Annotated in this window: 10 protein-coding genes; 8 read left to right on the forward strand and 2 right to left on the reverse strand. The window is 70.5% G+C overall.

The features are described 5' to 3' along the window. The first annotated feature begins 55 nt into the window (after positions 1-55). From OG485_RS40065 to OG485_RS40095, 7 genes are all read left to right on the forward strand, one after another. A complete protein-coding gene (locus OG485_RS40065) occupies positions 56-1072 on the forward strand; it encodes a GlxA family transcriptional regulator (protein ID WP_328673659.1) in 1017 nt (338 codons plus the stop codon). After that, positions 1069-2859 carry a thiamine pyrophosphate-binding protein gene (locus OG485_RS40070; RefSeq protein ID WP_328673660.1) on the forward strand — a complete coding sequence of 597 codons (1791 nt, stop codon included), beginning with the start codon at positions 1069-1071 and terminating at the stop codon, positions 2857-2859. Before OG485_RS40065 ends, OG485_RS40070 begins: the two co-directional genes overlap by 4 nt. Beyond that, a complete protein-coding gene (locus OG485_RS40075) occupies positions 2831-3484 on the forward strand; it encodes an SRPBCC family protein (RefSeq protein WP_328673662.1) in 654 nt (217 codons plus the stop codon). Before OG485_RS40070 ends, OG485_RS40075 begins: the two co-directional genes overlap by 29 nt. Next, positions 3481-4515 (forward strand): 3-oxoacyl-ACP synthase III family protein, encoded by a 1035-nt coding sequence (locus tag OG485_RS40080; RefSeq protein ID WP_328673664.1) that lies wholly within the window; start codon positions 3481-3483, stop codon positions 4513-4515. The genes OG485_RS40075 and OG485_RS40080 overlap by 4 nt, the downstream gene beginning before the upstream one ends. Before the next feature lie 158 nt (positions 4516-4673). Beyond that, positions 4674-4991: a hypothetical protein gene (locus tag OG485_RS40085; RefSeq protein WP_328673666.1), complete on the forward strand. Its 318-nt coding sequence runs from the start codon at positions 4674-4676 to the stop codon at positions 4989-4991. 71 nt (positions 4992-5062) lie between these two features. Continuing rightward, the gene (locus tag OG485_RS40090) at positions 5063-5926 is read left to right on the forward strand and encodes a GNAT family N-acetyltransferase (RefSeq protein ID WP_328673668.1); all 864 of its coding nucleotides are present in this window, start codon (positions 5063-5065) and stop codon (positions 5924-5926) included. Positions 5927-6032: 106 nt separating this feature from the next. Continuing rightward, positions 6033-6575 (forward strand): GNAT family N-acetyltransferase, encoded by a 543-nt coding sequence (locus tag OG485_RS40095; RefSeq protein WP_328673669.1) that lies wholly within the window; start codon positions 6033-6035, stop codon positions 6573-6575. A gap of 145 nt (positions 6576-6720) precedes the next feature. On the opposite strand, the gene OG485_RS40100 is transcribed toward OG485_RS40095, so the two are convergent. After that, positions 6721-9021: a helix-turn-helix domain-containing protein gene (locus OG485_RS40100; RefSeq protein ID WP_328673671.1), complete on the reverse strand. Its 2301-nt coding sequence runs from the start codon at positions 9019-9021 to the stop codon at positions 6721-6723. A 433-nt stretch (positions 9022-9454) separates the two neighbouring features. On the opposite strand from OG485_RS40100, the gene OG485_RS40105 reads away from it, so the two are divergent. Continuing rightward, a complete protein-coding gene (locus tag OG485_RS40105) occupies positions 9455-12814 on the forward strand; it encodes a S8 family peptidase (protein WP_443048870.1) in 3360 nt (1119 codons plus the stop codon). A gap of 203 nt (positions 12815-13017) precedes the next feature. Here the strand turns inward: OG485_RS40105 and OG485_RS40110 are convergent, their stop codons facing one another. Continuing rightward, positions 13018-14007 (reverse strand): aldo/keto reductase, encoded by a 990-nt coding sequence (locus tag OG485_RS40110; protein WP_328444456.1) that lies wholly within the window; start codon positions 14005-14007, stop codon positions 13018-13020. Between the last annotated feature and the right edge of the window lie 220 nt (positions 14008-14227).

Raw genomic sequence — 14227 nt, forward strand, 5'->3', positions numbered from 1 at the left:
ATGCGTCAGTTATCTGTCATTGCAGTCAGTCGGAGATCCGATACAGGCTGTGACCGTGTCAGAGCGACGTGTTGTTGTGGTGGTGTACGCGGGTGCCATGGCGCTGGACATCACCGGACCGATTGAAGTGTTAGACATCGCCAACAGGCTCCTCGATCCGGGGGCCGTCCCCTATCGGATCGAGCTGGTCTCCGCCGACGCGCCACTGGTGCGTACGAGTTCAGGCGTGAGCGTGGGGGCCCAGCCGCTGGAGGCGGGACAAGGATCCGTCGACACGCTCCTCGTGCCAGGGGGGTGGAGTGTCGGCGAGGCGCTTCGGGATCAGGCACTGGTCTCGTGGATCGGCGCCGCGGCGGCCCGGTCGCGCAGGGTCGCCTCCGTATGTGGCGGATCCTTTCTGCTGGCCGAGGCGGGCCTGTTGGACGGCAGACGCGCCACCACGCACTGGGCGTACAGCGAGACGATGGCCCGCCGCTATCCGGCGGTGACCGTGGACGCCGAGCCGATCTTCGTCTGGGACGGCCCTTTCGTCACCTCGGCGGGCGTGTCGACCGGGATCGACATGGCGCTGGCCCTGGTGGAGGCCGATCACGGGGCGGCACTCGCCTTGGAGACGGCACGGTTTCTGGTGCTGTTCCTCAAGCGGCACGGAGGCCAGTCCCAGTTCAGCGCGATGCTGGACGCCCAGTTGGCCGACCATCCGCCGATCCGGACGGCGCAGGAGTGGATTCTGGAGAACCTCCACAACCCGTTACCCGTGGCCGAGATGGCCGAGCGGGCCAACATGAGTCCGCGCAACTTCGCCCGGGTCTTCCGCCGCGAGGTGGGCACGACTCCCGGCCAGTACGTCCAGCGCACACGGATAGCCCGAGCCCGCGAGCTGCTGGAGACGACCGATCTGCCGATCGGTCAGATAGCCGGCCGCTGTGGATTCGGCGCCCCCGAGACCTTCTTCCGTTCCTTCGGGCGAACCCTGGGACTCACCCCGAAGGAGTACCGGCACCGCTTCCAGGTCATCACGTCGTCCGGCCTCGTCGACCGGCGCCACGAGAGGGACGGGAGCCCCGTATGACCACCGCGGCGGACGGACCCGAAGCCGGCACGGTACGGATGGCCGACTACCTGGCCGGCGAGCTCGCCAGGGCCGGAGTCACCCACATGTTCGGTGTCGGCGGCGCGAACATCGAGGACCTGTACGACGCCGTGCACCGAGGCGGAACCGTCCGCGGTGTGGTCGCCAAGCACGAGTTCTCGGCCGTCACCATGGCCGATGGATACGCCCGAACCACCAGGCGTCTCGGGGTTGTCGCCGCCACCTCGGGCGGTGGCGCGATGAACCTGGTACCGGGCCTCGCGGAGGCGTACGCCTCCCGGGTGCCGCTGCTCGCCCTGGTGGGCCAGCCGCCGACGGCCCAGGAGGGCCAAGGCGCATTCCAGGACACCAGCGGCAAGGGGGACTCCTTCGACGCGGGCGAGGTCTTCACCCCGATCTCCCGCTTCTGTGCCCGGGTCCAGGACGCGGACTCGCTCGTCGAGCTGTTGCCGCGGGCGATGGCGGCGGCGCGGACCGAGCCGTGCGGTCCGGCGGTGCTGCTGCTGCCCAAGGACGTGCAGCAGGCCCGGATGCGTCTGCCCGTCGGCCACGGTCCGGCGCCGACAGGGGTCATACCGACAGGGGCCCTGCCGGCAGGGGGAGCACAGCTCGACAAGGCCGCTCTGGCCGAGGTGTCGGACATCCTTCGCGGTGCGGACACCGTCCTGGTCATCGCCGGTGAGGGCGTCGCCGCGGCGGACGCACGTGCGGAACTGTCCCGGCTGGCCCGGAACCTCGGGGCGTGGGTCGCGGTCACCCCGGACGCCAAGGACGTCTTCGACAACCGTGATCCACGGTTCGCGGGGGTGGCCGGGGTGATGGGCCATGCCAACGTCGAACACTGTCTGCGGCGGGCCGACGTGTGCCTGCTGGTCGGCACCAGGCTGCCGCTCCTGGCGCGCGGCGGCCTGGAGCGGGCGCTGGCCGCCACCGACGTCGTATGCCTGGACTCCGAGAAGCCGTTCGTGGCGGGTACGGCGCTGGTCGGGGATCTGCGGGAGGCGCTGCGCGCCGTGACCGGGCGGATCGTGTCAGGCCCACGTGCCTGCCCCCGGCACCCCGGTCCGGTCCCCACCCCCGTGGCGGGCCCGGACGCTCCGGCCGGTCCCGGGCGGATCGTCCCGTACGCCCAGGCCCTCGCCGCGGTGGAGGCGGCGCTGCCCGAGGACGCGCACGTCTTCGTGGACGCCGGCAACACCGGTGCCAGCGCGGTTCATCTCCTCCCGGCTCCGCGCCACGGCCGTTTCGTGGTGGCGCTCGGCATGGGAGGCATGGGCTACACCTTCGGCGCGGGCATCGGCGCCGCGCTCGCCACCGGGCGACGCACCTACGTCCTCGCCGGCGACGGGGCCTTCTTCATGCACGGGGCGGAAGTGCACACCGCCGTGGAGCACTCCGCGCCCGTCACCTTCGTCGTCTTCAACAACAACGCCCACGCCATGTGCGCGCTGCGCGAGGAGTTCCTCCAGGGCGGCGTCCGCGACGACGACGTGTTCGGCCGGACCGACATCGCCGCCGGGGTGGCCGCCGCGTTCCCGTCCCTCGACGTCACCGGTGCCGAGAGCGCGGCGCACCTGCGTGAGGCGCTGCTGCGCGGAAACACGGGCGTCGGCCCTGCCTTCGTGGCGCTGGACTGCGACCCGAAGGAGATCCCTCCGTTCCTGCCTTTCCAGCCCTTCGCCGAAGCCACCGGCGACGCCGACCGTGCCGAACACACCGACAACAAGGAGAATGCAGATGAGCGACGAGCCGTCCGCGCCGGCTGACATCCCGGGCCTGATGCGGATCGAGAACCCGGGCAAGGACGAACTGGCCGCCCATTGCGTGGAGTTGACACACTCCGTCTACCCCCACCATCAGGTCTACGGGCAGTACTGCACCATCCACGAGTACGTCGACTGCCCGCCGGAACTGACCTACGACTACCTCCGCCAGGGCCATCACCTGGAGGAGTGGACCTGCAGCCTGCGGGACTTCGCTCCCTCCGGCACGCCCGGACTGTGGGTCGGGCGTGACCGGCTCGAGGACGACACCAGGATCTACTGCAAGGTGGTCGCCAACCCCGAGGCCATGACCGTGGATTACCACTGCTCGTGGGACCAGGGCGACAAGCTGTGGATGATCTACCTGATGCGCGTCGTACCGGCCTCGCTCGTGCTCGACAAGCCGGGGTCGGTGATCACCTGGACCAACTGCCGTCATCCCTACTACGACACGAACCCGCACCCCGGCCTCGCTCCCCGCGCCGGCCGGCCCTGGGTGGGCGACTACTGGGACCTGTTCTACGCGGGGCACACCGTGGAGATGAACAACCTCAAGGCGATCCTGGAACATCGTCACCGCAACGGTCAGCCGGTCAGCGTGGAGCCCGCGAGGGCGGTGGTCCGGTGACCACGGTCAGCCTCACCGACGTGGCGGGCTACCTTCCGGGCGATCCGGTCCCGGCGCGGTACTACACCGAGTACCCGGGAGCGGAGGACAAGCTCCGCGGCCACCCCATGTTCAAGGTCCCGCGGTCACGGCACCACGTAGCCGCGGACGAGACCAACACGGACATGATCGAACGCGCCGTACAGCCCCTGATCGAACGGCACGGCAGGGACGAGATCCGTGGCGTCGACGTACTGCTGGTGCACAGTCAGCTGCCGGATCTGCCGTTCGTCGGCGCGGGCACCGAAGTGGCGCGCCGACTGGGCCTGAACCCGGAGTGGCTCGTCGACGTGGCCAACGCGGGCTGCGCCTCCTTCGTGTACATGTTGAAGCTGGCCCGGCAGATCCTCACCACCACCGACGCTCGGACCGCGCTGATCTGCAACGCGCAGAGCGCCGCCGGCCAGTGCTTCACCCAGTCCGAGGTACGCCGGCTCGCGCAGGCCGCGATCCCGGGCGACGGCTGCGGAGTGGGATGGGTGACGACGTCAGCCGGCGCCCCGGTCCTCGACGTGGAGACCCGGCACATCGGCGATCACGCCGGCGACATGACCTTGGCTCTCGACGACGGTCGCAAGTACTGGGAACCGGGGGAGTCCCAGCTGCGGATCGGGTTCACCGACGCGAGCGTCGCCAAGGTTCTCGCACGCGGCAACCGTCTGGTCCCGGAGGTGATCACGGACCTGTGCCGACGGCTTCGGGTTGCGACCGCGGACATCGACGTCCTCGTCACCAATCAGCCGAACCGCACCTTCCTGCGCAACTGGACGGAGGCGCTGCAACTGCCCGCCGAACGGCATCTGAACACCTTCGACCAGTACGGCAACCTCTTCGGAGCGGCCATCCCGGTCACCCTGGACCACGCGATCACCTCGGGCCGGGTGAAGGACGGTGACCTCGTGGTGCTGGGCGGGTTCGCCCACGCAGGCGACTTCGCGGGAGCCGCCGCCGTGCGCTGGTCCGGCGGGCGAGGCCGACTCCGCGGCCGGTGACCGCGGTGCCTCGAAGCGGCGGCGGACATCTGCCCGTCGTACGAGGTGATCACCCGCCGATGACGCCGTCAGCGTGACGTTCGGCCGCGAACGCAACCGAAGGGGCCCTCACGGAGATCTGGACAAGTGATTCACAACACATCGGTGAGGAGACAGAGATGACCCCCTGGAGCAGTGAGAGCCTCGGTTCCTGCGCGTTCGCCGACCCCTATGCCGTACACCCCCGTGACACCACCGTGCCGGCCCAGGCACAGCCCCTCGACGACGGCGACTTCCTTCTGCCGCCCCCCAACCCCGTCCACCGCCTCGGCTTCACCATCGACCCGCAGGACGAGCGGCGCCTGGCCCTGCACGCGACCCTCACCGCCGCCGGCATTCCGCCGATGCCCGAGGACCGTGCGGTCATCGACCAGATCAGCGCGCTTCCGGCGGACGTCAACGAGGTGCTTCAGCGCTGGCTGCACCACACCCTGTGACACCGGTCAGGGCGGAGTCGTCGTCCCGGGCCCGTACTTCCCGGCGGAGAGGCGGTCGGAGATCATGAACCATGGGCCTCGACGACTGGTACTTCACCGAAGACATCGACGACTTCCTCGCCCGAGCGGGAGACTTCCTGTGCTCGCGCCCCGTCATGCACAACACGCCCCTGACGACGCTCGCGAAAATGCGGGCACAGGGCGCGGGCACACACGGCGGCGGAACCACCGTCTTCGGCCGGCTGGAGTCAGGGGGCGAGGTCCGGGCCATCCTGTACCGCACCGCGCGCGGCCGCCTGACCGTCACGGCGCTCGCCCCCGACCAGGCCGACACCCTCGTCCCCCGTCTGACCGGCCTCGGACACCGCGTTTCGGGCGTCACCGCGGACCAGGACACCGCCACCGCTCTCGCGGAGGCGTGGCGGCGGCACAGGGGTGGCGCGGCGCCCGTACGCGACTGGTGGGGCCGTCTGCATCGGCTCGGCACGCTCACCCCGCCGGAGCCGGTCCCGGCGGGCCGGGGCCGACCGGTGGGCGAGCGGGAACACGAGCAAGTGATGCGCTGGTGCCGTGAGTTCGCCGCGGACGTCGGGGAAGCCGTCTCCATGACCGCCGAGTCCTGGGCCGGCACACGCTTCGCCGAGAAGCGCTACACCTTCTGGGAGACCCCGGACGGCACGCCCGTCTCCATGGCGGGCGCGAACCCGCTGGTCGGCGGCCAGGTCCGGGTGGACCCCGTCTACACCCCGGCCGGCTTCAGGGGGCGCGGCTACGCGGGTGCCGTGACGGTCGAGGTGAGCAGGGCCGCGCTGGCCGCGGGCGCGAAGGAGGTCGTGCTGTTCACCAACCCGGCCAACGCGACCAGCAACGCCCTCTACCGACGCATCGGATACGTCCCGGTCACCGACTTCGTCGGTTACGCCTTCTCCGGCTGACGGCTGACGGCTGAGGGCTGACGATTGAGCGGCTGCCCGACCGGACGTGCTTCCGTCCGTCCCGGCTATCCTGGCTCGTTCCGAACGAGCCAGGAGGTTCAGCACCATGAGCAGTAGCGCGTCGTCGTTTCCCGAGCGGATCGAGCTCACGGGGGAGGGGCTCGTCCTTCGTGACTGGACGGAGGCGGACCTGACGGCGATGCCGGAGCTGTTCGATCACCCCGACATCGCCTACTGGACACCGCTCGTCTCCCCCTTCGACGCGGCCGCCGCCCGCGCGCGACTGGACCGGGACCGCCAGTTCCGCGCGGAGGGCACGGTCATTCTGCTCGCGATCACCGTCGACGGCGGAGCACCGCTCGGCGAGGTGATGCTGCGGCGCGCGCCCGAGGGCACGGAGATCGGCTACGCGGTGGGCCCCGCGCACCGCGGTCAGGGGCTGGCGGTGCGGGCGGTACGGGTGATGGCCGCGTACGCCTTCGAGCAGATGGGCGCCGAGCAGGTGATCCTGGAACTGGAGGCCGAGAACGCGGCCAGCGTCGCCGTGGCCACCAAGGCGGGCTTCACACTGCTCGACGTACCGCTGATCACGGGTGAGGAGAAGGGGCGGCCCTTCACCCTGCAGACGTGGGGTCTGAACCGCCCTTGACCGGCAGGCCTCCCCACCGAGTGGTCGGTCGCCGACGGGAGGCGACGGCTCGGTCCCAGGGCGACTCCGGACGTACGGGCTGTGTCGTCGGCTGCTTTCCACGGTCTGCCCCCAGCCGCTTGTCCGGGCCGCGGACCCGGAGACTTCACGGCGTCCGTACCTCCAGTTCACGCAGTTCGGCCGTGGCCTCCGCCTGCCGGGGGCTGTTGAGCCGGCGAAGTCCTTCGTGGGCGGCGAGCAGGGTTCGGCGAGCCTCGTCGTACCGGGCCAGGTGGCGCAGCACGATGCCGAGGTCGAGGCGGGTGGGTTCGGCCCAGCCAGCCATGCTCGTGGTCTCGAAGACGTCCAGCGCCTGCTGGAGCGGTCGTTCGGCCTCCGGCCAGCGTCCCAGCGCCGCGAGGTCGTTGCCGATCTGCTGCCGGATCGCAGCCAGGTACACGGTGATCAGCTCGGTCGGCCGTCCAGGCACCTCCGTCAGGCAGATCGCCTCGCTGCGCAGGTGGATGGCCAGAGCCTCCTCGACGCTGCCCGACTGACGTAGATAGCTTCCCAGCGTGTTCAGGACGGTGAGTTCGGCGAGGCGGCCCTGCACGGAGGTCTGGTCGGCAAGGCAGACGGCGGCGTCGCGCAGCCGGGCTATGGATTCCCCGGCCCGGCCGGTGCGCTGCAGCGCCGATGCCCCGTAGCCCAGCGCCCAGCCCATCTGGAGCCGGTCCCCGATCTCACGGGCCACCTCCAGGGCGGCGTCCGCGGTGACGAGGGCGGCGGCGGGTTCGTGGACGCAGACGTTGTACGACCAGGCCAGGAAGTTCAGCTGGACGGCCTCCTCCTGCCTGCTGCCCAACGCGCGGGCCGCCTCGACCCCGTGCTGGAACAGCTCCACCCACAGCTCCCAGTGCTGGTTGAACTCGGAGAACCAGTGCATGGCCCGGGCCGTGTCGATCACTTGCCGGTGGTGTCCCCTGGCCTGCGCGTGCCGCACGGCCGCGAGCCATTGGGCCCGCTCGGCCTCCAGCCAGACGCGGGCCTGGTCACGGTCGGCGGGTGCGCCGACGGGGTCGGGATCGCCGTGAGGTGAGTCTTCGTGGGGTTCGGCGTCGAAGCGCAGCGCGGCTGCCGTGGCCCGGCGCAGCATCCACTGTGCCGTCCGGTCCAGCGAGGCTCGGGACACCTCGGTGCCGTCCTCGGTGGTCAGTTGTTCGGTGGCGAAGATCTTCAGGAGGTCGTGGAAGCGGTAACGCTCTGCCGAGGCGTCGGACTGCAGCAGCCCGGCGTCCGTCAGTTCCTCGGCGCACCGGGCCACCTCGTTGACCGGCAGGTCGGCCAGGAGAGCGGCGCTCTCCGGGCTGAAGTCGCCTCCGGCGGCCAGGGAGGCCCGCCGCAGTACGGTTCTGGCGGACGAGGTCAACTGCCGGTAGGACAAGGCGAAAGCGGCTCGTACCTGAAGGTCGCCGACCTGAAGTGTGTCCAGACGACGGCCTTCCTGGGCCAGTTGGGCGGTCAGCTTGCCGATGCGCTCGTGGGGCCGGCCGGCGAGGCGTTGTCCGGCGATCCGTACGGCCAGGGGCAGGAGTCCGCACAGGTCCGCGAGGTCGCGGGCGGCCTGGGCCTCCTGCCGTATCCGCTCGGGGCCGATGATACGGCTCAGCAGTTCGACCGCCTCTTCCCGGCGAAACAGCGCGAGGTCGCTGCGGTGGGCCGATTCGAGACCGGCCAGGGCGTGACGGCTGGTGATGATCGTCAGGCAGCGCCCGGCGCCGGGGAGCAAGGGACGGACCTGGTCCTCGCCTGCCGCGTTGTCCAGTACCAGCAGCAGTCGCCGGTCGCGGAGCACGGACCGCAGGAGCCCTGACCGGTCGTCGGTCGCGGCCGGGATCGCGTGCTCGGCCACGCCGACGGCCCGGAGCAGGGACGCGAGAGCGTCGCGCGCGGAGGTGGGCTCCGGGTCCATGCCGTGCAGGTCGAGGACCACCTGTCCGTCCGGGAAGTGCGGCGCGAGAGCGTATGCGGCGTGTACCGCGAAAGCGGTCTTGCCGAGGCCGGGCTGTCCCGACACCACACTGACCGCGGAACGGCCGGCGCCGGTGCGCTCGGCCAGGGCGAGCAGCCGGGCCAGGGCCGGACCACGCGAGACGAAGTCGCCGACGTCACGCGGCAGGGCCAGCGGGCCGTGGGCGCGCGGTCCGGCGGCCGGTCGCGGGCGCGTCCGTCCTCGGCCGGCGGCCCGCTCCAGCTCCGCGGCGGTGTCGTCGTCCAGGCCCAGCCCGGCGGCCAGGGCTTGAACGGTGCGCCGCTGCGGTCCTCGGGAGCGACCGCGTTCCAGATCCGCCAGCGCGCGGACGCTCACCCCGGCGGCGTGGGACAGCCGCTCCTGGCTGAGCCCGGCGCGTGTGCGCAGGGTCAGCAGCAGCCGCCCGAACTCCGTGACCGGTACGGCAGTGCCCATGTCGAGTCTCCCTGTTCAGCGCTGTCCGGCCACGAACTCCCCTTCCCGGCAGAAGTATGACGGGTCGTAATCCCGCCGGAGGAAGTGCCTGGTGCCTCTCGGAGTCCGACTGATCAACTTGACCTGTTCGCACGAGAGGGCCGGACCTTCGGATTCCCGGCACGGTCCGGGCGCGGAGTCTGCGGCAGCGCCGAGCCCGGCGGGTCGAGCACCGAAACGATGTGATGCGGATCATGCCGTCGGTGCTCTCTTCAGGGAGTGGAATTCGTGGAGCGGCCCAGCCCCCTCGCCTGCTGCCGGGAGGGCGTGCCGCTCTGCGACCGCCCCGCCGGTTCTCGGCCGCCACGTCGTTCCCGCGACCGGGCGCCCGCCACCCACGTGCGACGACCACTCGCCTTCAACCCGAACTTCTGGGGGAGACTTGCGCTTAACCGTGAAGAGAACACGCGCCTTCACCGTCACACTGGCCACGTCGGTGGCCCTCGTGGCAGGTATGACCGGCCCCACGACAGCGATCACCGCGAACACGACGACCACACCGCACACCACGAGCTTCGACGGCAACCAGCGGATCCGGCTCATCACGGGCGACCGTGTGGTGGTCGGCGCCAAGGGCCACGTGGTGGGCTTCGAGGCCGCCAAGGGCCGTGAGCGCATACCCGTACAGGTGCAGCGCATCAACGATCACACGCTGGTGGTGCCCAGCGACGCGCAGCGCCTGATCGCCACGGGGAAGCTGGACCAGCGGCTCTTCGATGTCGCCGAACTCACCGACCCTCAGCTGCGCAAGAGCCAGGGCGACGGGCTCAAGCTGATCGTGCAGTACGAGGGGGGCGCAGGCACCGTACGGGCCGAAGTGCGTTCGGCCGGTGACACCCGGCTGCGGCGCACGTTCCCCGCCCTCGACGCCGACGCCATCCGTACGCCGCAGGATGACGTGGCCAAGGTGTGGGAGGCGCTGACCGACCAGCGGAAGAGCGGCCTGCGCGTCACTGCCTCCGGCATCGGCAAGGTGTGGCTGGACGGGGTGCGCAGGGCGAGCCTGGACCGCAGTGTCAAGCAGATCGGCGCCGACAAGGCGTGGGAGGCCGGGTACGACGGAACCGGCGTCAAGATCGCCGTCCTCGACACCGGCGTCGACAAGACCCACGACGACCTGAAGACCCAGGTCGTCGAGGAGAAGAACTTCTCCGGCTCGCCCGACACCGTGGACCACGTCGGGCACGGCACGCACGTCGCCTCGATCGCCGCCGGAACCGGTGCCAGGTCGGGCGGCAAGTACAAGGGCGTCGCACCGGGTGCCGAGGTGATCAGCGGCAAGGTGCTCAACGACGAGGGATACGGGGACGACTCCGCCATCATCGCGGGCATGGAGTGGGCCGCCGACGAGGGCGCGGACGTCGTCAACCTCAGCCTGGGCGGCCCGGACTCCCCGGGCGTCGACCCGCTGGAGGAGGCGGTCGACAGGCTGTCCGCCGAGAAGGGGATCCTGTTCGCCGTCGCGGCGGGCAACGAAGGCGAGTACGGCGAGTCGACGGTGGGCTCGCCGGGCAGCGCGGACGCCGCGCTGACCGTCGGCGCCGTCGACAAGGACGACAAGTTGGCGTCCTTCTCCAGCACCGGGCCGCGCGTCGGTGACGGCGCCGTGAAGCCGGACGTGACCGCCCCCGGCGTCGCCATCACCGCGGCCGCCGCCTCCGGCAGCGTGTTCGACACCGACCCCGGTATCCCGCACCCGGCCCCCGGCTACCTGCGGCTCGACGGCACCTCCATGGCCACCCCGCACGTCGCGGGCGCTGCGGCGATCCTCAAGCAGCAGCACCCGACCTGGAAGGCGGCCGAGCTCAAGGGCGCGCTGATCGCGTCCGCCAAGGGCGGCGACTACACCGTCTTCCAGCAGGGCTCGGGCCGCGTCCAGGTCGACAAGGCACTGGCCCAGAGCGTGATCGCCGATCCGGTCTCGTCGACCTTCGGCGTCGCACAGTGGCCGCACACCGACGACCAGCCCCTCACCAGGAAGATCGGCTACCGCAACCTCGGGAGCAGCGACGTCACCCTCGATCTGTCGGTGTCCGCGCTGGACCCGGCGGGAAAGCCGGCCCCGGCCGGTTTCTTCGCGCTCGGCACCACCCGGGTGACCGTGCCCGCCGGCGGCAGGACCGACGTCGATCTGACCGCCGACACCAGGATCGGTGACGCCGACGGCACCTATTCGGGCTACGTCACCGCCACCGGCGCGGGCCAGTCCGTCCGCACGGCCGTGGCGGCCGTCCGCGAGGCGGAGTCCTACGACGTCACGCTCAGGACCATCGACCGCGACGGCACCGACGCACAGAACTTCTCCAGCAGCCTGATCGGTGTCGCCGGCCCCGCCAAGGGCTTCCAGGCCCGTATCGGCAACGAGCCGGGCACGCACACGATCCGCGTGCCCAAGGGCTCGTACACGTTCGACACGGCCGTCTACCAGGACCCGTCGGACTTCACCAAGGGCACCGACTGGATCTCCCAGCCGAAACTGGACGTCTCCGGCGACACCACGGTCACCGCCGACGCGCGTACCACCGAGCCGGTGGACATCACCGTGCCCGGCCTCGACACGGCGGACTTCGGGGGGACCTACTACGAGCGCGCGACCGAGATCGGCTCCGTCGGCAACGGTTGGGTCCTCAGGGGCTTCACCGGCTTCCGCACCGCGCACATGGGTCCGGCCGTCACGGACGGCTCGCTCCTGCAGACCTGGGACGCGCACTTCATCAAGGACGCCACCGCTCAGTACTCGGTGGCCTACGGCGGCGGGACACAGAAGGTCGCGACCGGCTACACCAAGCACGTGAAGGCGGACGAGCTGGCGACGCTCAAGGTCGGCGTCGGTGCCTCCGCCGCCGGGAAGACCGCTCTCGCCTTCCCGTACCCCCGTCTGCCGGGTGCGCCGGAGGGCAACGCGTTCTCGGCGGCGCAGGCGGCGCCGAGCACGCGCACCTTCTACGTCTCCACTGCCGACGGCGTCAAGTGGCTGACCAGAGTCAGTCAGCTGGGCGAGCCGGACGAGTGGGGCTACCCGGCCTTCGACGGGGACTACGCGATGTCCGAGCCGAAGCGCTACGAGGCCGGCAGGACGTACCGCGAGAAGTTCAACACCGGCGTGTTCGGCCCGCTTCTGGGCGAGAACATGGGTGTCTTCCGCACCGCACCGGACCCGGCCACGGGAGAGCAGCAACTCATCGGCTCCCTGCCGCTGTTCGCCGACGGCAAGGGCCACGTGGGAGGCTCGACGTACACCTCGGCCACGTCGGCGCTGTACCGCGACGGCGTCAAGGTCGGCGAGAACGACGACCCGCTGAGCGGCGCGAGGCCCTTCACCGTCGACTCCACCGACGCCGAATACCGGCTGACGACCTCCGTCGAGCGCTCGGCGAAGGTCGCCGCGGCCTCCACCCGCATCGACGCCGGCTTCACGTTCCGCTCCAAGGAGGTCTCGGCCACCACGGCGCTGCCGGTGTCCACGGTCCGCTTCGCGGCCCCCGTCGACCTCGCCTCGCGAGCCCCGGCGGACACGTCGGTCCGGATCCCGGTGACCGTGCAGGGTTCGGCGGCCGGGAAGAACCTCAAGTCGCTCACCGTGTCCGTGAGTTACGACGACGGGACGACCTGGCAGCCCGTGGAGGTCGAGAGCGGCAGGATCTCCGTGAAGAACCCGGCGAAGGACAAGGGCATCTCGTTCCTCGCCGAGGTCTCGGACAAGCAGGGCAACAAGTCGACACTGGCGATCCACAACGCGTACTACGGCAAGTGATGTCACCCCGGTGACGAAGTTCGCGTGACGACGACGTGCTGGAAAACGTTCAAGGACGTTTTCCAGCACGCTCGTTCACCGCCCCGGATCCACCGGTCACAGGCCGGTCCAGGGTCGGGAGAACCGGCCGCACGGGGAAGCGGGTCGGCGAGCCGGCACGAACAGGCCGCACCCCGGCGTCCGGCGACTTCATTCACGCGCCACTAGCGATTGACGGATCGCATCCCTGCCTCGTCGTAGCGCTCGCCCGCCGCCTCGGGCAGCTCCGCGTCGATGCGGGCCAGATCCTCCTTGGTCAGTTCGATGGCGACCGCGCCGGCGTTCTGCTCCAAGTAGGTGCGGCGCTTGGTGCCCGGGATCGGTACCAGGTCCTCGCCCTGGGCCAGCACCCAGGCGATCGCCAGCTGGGCCGGGGTCACGCCCTTCTCGGCGGCGATCTCCTTCACCTTTGCCGCCAGCCGCAGGTTCGCCTCCAGGTTGCCGTCCTGGAAACGCGGGTTCTCGCGGCGCCAGTCGTTCGTCTCCAGCTCGTCGGGCGAGGTGAACCGCCCGGCGAGGAAGCCGCGGCCGAGCGGCGAGTACGGCACGAAGCCGATGCCCAGCTCACGGCAGGCGGGCAGCACCTCGGCCTCCACGTCCCGTGACCACAGCGAGTACTCGCTCTGCACCGCGGTGATCGGGTGTACGGCGTGGGCGCGCCGGATGGTCTCCGCGCTCGCCTCGCTCAGGCCGATGTACCGCACCGTGCCCTCGGCCACCAGTTCGCCCAGGGCGCCGACCGTCTCCTCGATGGGTACGTTCGGGTCGACCCGGTGCTGGTAGTACAGGTCGATGTGGTCGGTCCCCAGGCGTTCCAGGGAGCCGTGGACGGAACTCCGAACGTGCTCGGCCGAGCCGTCCTGCGGGCCGACCGTGCTGATGTCGCCCGGTACGGCGTTGTCCATCCGGTAGTTGAACTTCGTCGCGATCACGTACTCCTCGCGATGCCCCCGGATCGCCTCGCCGACGAGCGACTCGTTGGTGAGCGGCCCGTACATCTGCGCGGTGTCGAGGAAGTTCACCCCGAGGTCGAGGGCGCGCCGGATGGTCGCGATGCCCTCCTGCTGATCAGTGGATCCATAGAAGGCGGACATACCCATACATCCAAGGCCGATGGACGATACCTGAAGGTCTCGTAGACTGCGCTTCTGCATGTCGTGTCCCAAGCCTTTCCTGCACGCTCGTCCGTCGTTCGAGCGCACGAAGCCGCTCGTCGGCCCAGCGGCGAATTCCCACGCCGGCATCTCGTGAGAGGCGGCCGGCGACACGGGCTGTGTGCGCCGTGATGTCTGCAACGCTACGAGTTCGAGCGCACTCCAGCGCAAGTCGATCGCACCGCGCCGCCCGCCGGGTCGCGCCCGGCTCATGAGGTCC

Source organism: Streptomyces sp. NBC_00328 (assembly GCF_036139655.1).
Lineage (GTDB): Bacteria > Actinomycetota > Actinomycetes > Streptomycetales > Streptomycetaceae > Streptomyces.

Bases quoted from the DNA above. Each gene is read 5' to 3' on its own strand.
- OG485_RS40070 (WP_328673660.1), top strand. From the start codon at position 1,069: ATGACCACCGCGGCGGACGGACCCGAAGCCGGCACGGTACGGATGGCC.
- OG485_RS40095 (WP_328673669.1), top strand. From the start codon at position 6,033: ATGAGCAGTAGCGCGTCGTCGTTTCCCGAGCGGATCGAGCTCACGGGG.
- OG485_RS40090 (WP_328673668.1), top strand. From the start codon at position 5,063: ATGGGCCTCGACGACTGGTACTTCACCGAAGACATCGACGACTTCCTC.
- OG485_RS40085 (WP_328673666.1), top strand. From the start codon at position 4,674: ATGACCCCCTGGAGCAGTGAGAGCCTCGGTTCCTGCGCGTTCGCCGAC.
- OG485_RS40075 (WP_328673662.1), top strand. From the start codon at position 2,831: ATGAGCGACGAGCCGTCCGCGCCGGCTGACATCCCGGGCCTGATGCGG.
- OG485_RS40100 (WP_328673671.1), bottom strand. From the start codon at position 9,021: ATGGGCACTGCCGTACCGGTCACGGAGTTCGGGCGGCTGCTGCTGACC.
- OG485_RS40110 (WP_328444456.1), bottom strand. From the start codon at position 14,007: ATGCAGAAGCGCAGTCTACGAGACCTTCAGGTATCGTCCATCGGCCTT.